We start from the raw sequence: 5,333 nt of genomic DNA, 5'->3' as shown, positions 1-5,333 counted from the left end.
TTGACGGGCGTTCTTCGGTAAACCCTGTTTGTTCTTCAAAGCAAGCTAGCATAGCGCCTTAAAAAGATGTGTCCAAACCATAGGATGGCTATCGAGTGCAACTTGTACTGATTTCACATCGGTAACTAAGCAGAGAAAATATCAAGATAGATCTCCCCCACTTCGCTATGCTACGGTTGAGATGACGCTCTTTTTATTAAATTCTGATAACGCACCAGGTACTGCGTCAGTTAACCGGTTTGTACAATTAACCAGTTAACCAAATAAACAGCTTTCAGTTCGCGATTTGCAGTTAACAACTTAACAATCATTGCAATTAAACAATGAACGAATGAACTACCCTCCCGTTACCAGATGATTGATCGTTACAATGCCATTATCCGGAATAACATCCTCCGTTTTCTGATTTTGAGAAAGGAAAGCCTTGGGTGTAAAGCCCGAAAATTCTTTAAAATCTTTGATAAAGTGCGATTGATCGGTAAAATTGAGAAAATAGGCAATGTTCGAAAAGTTTTCGAAACGGTTTTCTTTAATCAATTGTAAGGCATTTTCGAACCTGGCCGCACGCAGGAAAAGTTTCGGTGATAAACCGGTTGCAGCTTTAAAACGCCGCTCGTACTGCCGGGTAGAAATTTTAAAATGTTTGGCCAGCGACCACAAAGAGGTTTCAATCTCGATATTATTAATCAGATGTATGCTTTCTTTAATCATAAAATCGGGTTGATTGATATTTCCGAGCCTTTTTAACAAAAAGTCTGTAATCAGTGCAATGCGCTGCTGATAACCCGCGGCATTTGCCAAACGTTCGGTTAAATCTTTCGGGGCGAAATTGCACAGATCAACAATTTCATTGTTGAGGTTGTAAACATCAATTCCAAAAAGTTGTTTAATGGCCTGTGGATAAAAGGTAACGGTAACCACTGAGTGGCTATCAAGATCGAGCATGTAAGGTTTAATTTTCACGCCACAGATAAAAGCTGTGGGCAATGCATTTCCTTCCCTTAAAAAAGCAGAATGACCATTGTTATGCTGAAAAACTAAGTGAGGATAACGATCGGCAAAAACCCTGATTTTCGATAATCCGCCAGTGCTTCGATCGAAATCCAGTGCACTGAAATAACGCACATAAGGACTTAGCAGCATATGTGGCGTAAAAATTCTGTAATCCATTTAAAAAATTGGGTTTCGGTCCTAAAATGATCTGATTTTCTGCTGAATTTAAAGAATATCCGGCATTAATCAGCATTGATAGATAAGGATTTAAGCAAAACAACGGCCTGAAGTATATTATTTTAACAAAACAGGCAAAACAACAGATATCAATTATTTAGCCCTTATTTTTCAGCGCCAGCACCATTTGATAAATATATAAAGGTACCGACCATGCAAACCAGAAAATGGAAGGACTTACTTCACTCATATCTCCTATCCGGGCCATCATGGGCAATTTCAAAATCAATGCAGAAACCACAAAAGCAATGGTAACCATATAACTGCGCACCATCCATTGTTTATGCTGTATAAACTGTTTTTTTATTGCGGCCCTAAAGGCGATAAAAGTTGCCGATATCCAAACTGAAACCCAAACCTGAAGTGAAAATGCATAAGCCCAATTTATGTCGTAAGCTGTTGTAAATGCTAAAATAACGGCAGTAAAACTACTTCCTAAAACCGCAAAAAGGTATAAATAGCCCAAGGCCCGGTGGATTTTAGGGCTATAGATCATCAACGATTTTATGAATTGCAATGGTCCTGAAATTAATGCTCCGCCGCCAGCGGTTATGTGCAGGATAAGCACATATTTAACCGGAAAATATTTTCCCATGGCAACTTTGGTTAATTCCAGAAAATGATCTGCACCATGCATAAAATACCAGGTTAGGTAAATGATGCCCAACCATAGTATAATCATTAGCTTTTCTGTAGTGCTTAAATTAAGCGCCCTGGTCTTTTTTAATGGGGTATTTAAATTTTCCATTTGCTGATTCTTGTTTCATACAAAAATCCATAATGAAAATAAAGGCCACAATAAGCGAAAAAAGATTCGGTGACCGAAAAATTATTCGGTATTAAGCAAATTCCATTTCTTCGAAACGCAATAAAGCCTTGTTCTCAACACCCCATTTATCCATCATCCCAATTAAAGGCATAATGCTATAACCAATGGTGGTTAGGCTATAATCAACACGTAAGGGGTAACCAACGGTAACTTCTTTTGTTACCAGTCCTGTTGCCTCCAGTTCGCGTAATTGCATATCAATAACCCTTGGAGTTGCGGTAGAGAGCTGCTTATGGATTTCCGTTGGCCTTTGGTAGCCTCTGTTTATCGCATCCAAAATGCATGGTTTCCATTTTGCGCCCAGAACTTTCATAAATATGGTTATCCCGCAATCGAGATCCTCTGGAAGTTTTTTACTGTAATTTATAGCCATGTTTTCCGGTTTAACTGGTTGATTACCCTAAAACTAATTAATTTTTAAAAAAAGGATATCAGATTTAGGTCAAGTTGATTTACAGATACTTTTTAACAACGACGATTTTCCGTAACAAATAAGCGGTTATCCAACTTAAAGCCAGCGACAATAAAAAGACAGCTAAAAATTTAACCGGAACGGGTAAATTAATTTTTAACAGCCCAAACTGGATCCAGGTTACAAATACAAAATGAAGCAGATAAATTAAATAAGCATGTTTGCTCAACGAATCCCACCAGAAGATATTTTTAGCCAACAACCTACTAAAAGCGCTAATAAATGCCAAACACATTAAAGTACAGCAAAGTATAAAAAATGTATTACCAAGCTGCCATTTAGCTATATCACCGTTAAAAAATATCATACCTATAAAAGCAACAATGGCCAGCAAGCACCATAAGCGGTAGTGTTTAACAATTGGTGAGTTTTTAGCAAAAACGCCTTCACTAAGATTTAATTTCCCTACATAAGCCCCTATTCCAAAATAGGCAAAATACAATAGCACACGACTAAGCTGAAAATCGAAAGGGTAAAAACCCGTCCAGCTATAAGGTCCGAAATAACCTGCCATAGGCAGATAAGCGAGCAGGCCAATTAAAAACAAAATCAGAAATAGCTTAAAGCCATTCATTTTCCCGTTAAAAATCTCCGATAAGGATAAACCATATCTGGAAGAAAATAACCGATAAATCAATGCGGCTACAACATTGAAAACAAATAACAGCCATAAAAACCATGGTGGACCAACGGGCCAGGCTTCGGTGGTAAAAAAATCTTTGATGTAAGCAGCTAAATCAGAACTGCTTTTAGCCACATAAAATGAAGGGAAATAAGCCAGAAGCATTAGTAAAGTACCAAGCAGTAAAAAGGGAATCAACAACCTGAAAATTTTGTCTTTAATAAACAAGCCCGCTCCTTTTTTATCGATAGCCGGAAAAAAGAAAAGTCCACCGATTAAAAACATGAGCGACATAAAAAAGGTATCGTTAAAGCCTACCAGATAATCGAGTAAAGCCCATCTTTTATCATCTACAATAGCATGCGTGGAGAGAATATAAGCGTCTTTATTAAATACGGAAAAAGAAGTATAGGCCAATGCCGCGTGGTGCGCAACCACCAAAACAGTAATGGCAGAACGCAGATAATCTATCCAAAGATTTCTTGAAGATTGATTGACCATAAATTATTGGTTTAGTCCAGACGGTTGATTGGTAAATTTAACATCTTAAAACCGATTAAATGCTAAAAAAGCGACACCAACAAAAATAATTCTCGCAAATTACATCCTGATCATTAAGTAGATAACATTCGAAAGCTATCATTTAAATTCCCGGACGGAAATTGTTTTTATGTCGCATTTTTACCATATTTAGAAAAGTGTCTGTCCTATTTTTGGTTTCATAAAACGATAAAAAATGGAAAAAACAGTTCAATTAAGGGGATTAACCACAATTAGTTATTGGGCAGATGATTTAAAAGCTGCAAAAAAATGGTATTCTGATGTACTGGGCGTTGAGCCCTATTTTGTACGTCCTGATGTCGAAAACCCTGCTTATGTTGAATTCCGCATCGGCGATTATCAGCACGAACTGGGCATTATCGACCGTAAATATGCTCCACCAATGCCAACGGGCCCGGCCGGACAAATTGCCTACTGGCATGTTGATGATATCGAAGAATCGCTTAAAAGGCTTATTGCATTAGGTGCCACTGCTTATGGCCCCATAACCGAATATGGCGTAGGCTTTGTAACGGCCTCGGTGATTGATCCTTTTGGGAATATTTTGGGAATTATGTACAACAAACACTATCTTGAAATATTAGATAAAGCAGGAAAATAATTACTGATCATTTTATGGAAGAATCGAAGAACGGCATTGCTGCTTTTTATGCCGAAACGCAGTTACATTGGCGCCAGTGGCTTGAAAAAAACCATGAAAAAGAAATAGCTGTCTGGCTGATCATCTATAAAAAAGATGCATCGGCCAGTACCCTCCCGCATACCAACGCGGTTGATGAAGCACTTTGTTTTGGCTGGATAGACAGCTTAACGGTAAAACGCGATGAAGAAAGCCGTTATCAGTTATTCTCCAAAAGAAAAGCGAAAAGCAATTGGAGCGCTATCAATAAAAATAAGGCTTTAACCATGATCGAAAAAGGCCTGATGCACCCGACAGGATTGAAAACCATCGAAATAGCTAAAGCCAACGGCATGTGGGATGCCTTAAACGATGTTGAAAACCTGATTGTTCCAGACGACCTGAAAAAGGCATTTGACAGTAATACCACCGCTTTCGGTTATTGGGAAAAATTTCCGAAATCGGTTAAAAAAGCAATTTTAAAATGGATTTCGGAAGCTAAACGCGAAGAAACCAGGACGACAAGAATTACCGAAACAGTTAAATTGGCGGGTGATAATGTGAGAGCGAGGTAGTTTTTAGTCCGGAGTCTGCAGTCCTTAGTCTGGAGTCGAATGCTGCCTACCAATAATAGTTCTTTATAAAAAACTCATCATCAAAACGTCGTCATCTTGACTGAAACGCTACCTGACCTATTTTTCATGTAGAGTAAAAGAAATCAAGACCAAAATAAAATCAGAGTAAAATAGTCAAATTAGTTTAGAAAGGTTTTAATTCACCAAAATAAGTCTCTATATCAATACCATTTAAAAAAACGGAGCAATAAATAATATCATTACCATCTCCTTCACCACTATCTGCTTTAATAGTATTTTTCAACTCAACTGATTTTCCGTCAAGTAAAGTTTTTAGTCCGGAGTCTGCAGTCCTTAGTCTGGAGTCTGGACTGCTTGTGACAATAGATTACAATAAAAAGTGTCGTCATCTCCTTTGGTTTATC

General features: G+C 37.9%; 6 protein-coding genes. 2 read left to right on the top strand and 4 right to left on the bottom strand.

What is annotated here, in order from left to right; all coding sequences use genetic code 11:
* Positions 1-336 precede the first annotated feature (336 nt).
* The 4 genes from B2V92_RS06280 to B2V92_RS06265 all read right to left on the bottom strand — a co-directional run bounded on the left by B2V92_RS06280 (position 337) and on the right by B2V92_RS06265 (position 3,654).
* Complete coding sequence (locus B2V92_RS06280) at positions 337-1,170, bottom strand: helix-turn-helix domain-containing protein (RefSeq protein WP_293305876.1); 834 nt, start codon at positions 1,168-1,170, stop codon at positions 337-339.
* A 157-nt stretch (positions 1,171-1,327) separates the two neighbouring features.
* Complete coding sequence (locus B2V92_RS06275; RefSeq protein WP_293305875.1) at positions 1,328-1,978, bottom strand: DUF2306 domain-containing protein; 651 nt, start codon at positions 1,976-1,978, stop codon at positions 1,328-1,330.
* 91 nt (positions 1,979-2,069) lie between these two features.
* Entirely contained in the window at positions 2,070-2,432 is a 363-nt protein-coding gene (locus tag B2V92_RS06270; protein WP_293305873.1) for a winged helix-turn-helix transcriptional regulator, read from the bottom strand.
* A gap of 79 nt (positions 2,433-2,511) precedes the next feature.
* Positions 2,512-3,654 carry an acyltransferase family protein gene (locus B2V92_RS06265; RefSeq protein WP_293305871.1) on the bottom strand — a complete coding sequence of 381 codons (1,143 nt, stop codon included), beginning with the start codon at positions 3,652-3,654 and terminating at the stop codon, positions 2,512-2,514.
* Positions 3,655-3,889: 235 nt separating this feature from the next.
* Between B2V92_RS06265 and B2V92_RS06260 the strand changes: the two genes are divergently transcribed.
* Positions 3,890-4,315, top strand: coding sequence for a VOC family protein (locus tag B2V92_RS06260; protein ID WP_293305869.1), 426 nt, complete (start codon positions 3,890-3,892; stop codon positions 4,313-4,315).
* 14 nt (positions 4,316-4,329) lie between these two features.
* Positions 4,330-4,908 carry a YdeI/OmpD-associated family protein gene (locus B2V92_RS06255; RefSeq protein WP_293305867.1) on the top strand — a complete coding sequence of 193 codons (579 nt, stop codon included), beginning with the start codon at positions 4,330-4,332 and terminating at the stop codon, positions 4,906-4,908.
* The last annotated feature ends 425 nt before the right edge of the window (positions 4,909-5,333 follow it).

Origin of the sequence: Pedobacter sp. UBA5917, from assembly GCF_002432345.1 — a bacterium.
Classification (GTDB): domain Bacteria; phylum Bacteroidota; class Bacteroidia; order Sphingobacteriales; family Sphingobacteriaceae; genus Pedobacter.
Note: the sequence above shows the minus strand (reverse complement) of the source record. Positions and strands in the feature narration are given on the sequence as shown.

Excerpts from the sequence above, each read along its gene's own strand:
- B2V92_RS06280 (WP_293305876.1), bottom strand. The coding sequence starts at position 1,170 with ATGGATTACAGAATTTTTACGCCACATATGCTGCTAAGTCCTTATGTG.
- B2V92_RS06275 (WP_293305875.1), bottom strand. The coding sequence starts at position 1,978 with ATGGAAAATTTAAATACCCCATTAAAAAAGACCAGGGCGCTTAATTTA.
- B2V92_RS06270 (WP_293305873.1), bottom strand. The coding sequence starts at position 2,432 with ATGGCTATAAATTACAGTAAAAAACTTCCAGAGGATCTCGATTGCGGG.
- B2V92_RS06265 (WP_293305871.1), bottom strand. The coding sequence starts at position 3,654 with ATGGTCAATCAATCTTCAAGAAATCTTTGGATAGATTATCTGCGTTCT.
- B2V92_RS06260 (WP_293305869.1), top strand. The coding sequence starts at position 3,890 with ATGGAAAAAACAGTTCAATTAAGGGGATTAACCACAATTAGTTATTGG.
- B2V92_RS06255 (WP_293305867.1), top strand. The coding sequence starts at position 4,330 with ATGGAAGAATCGAAGAACGGCATTGCTGCTTTTTATGCCGAAACGCAG.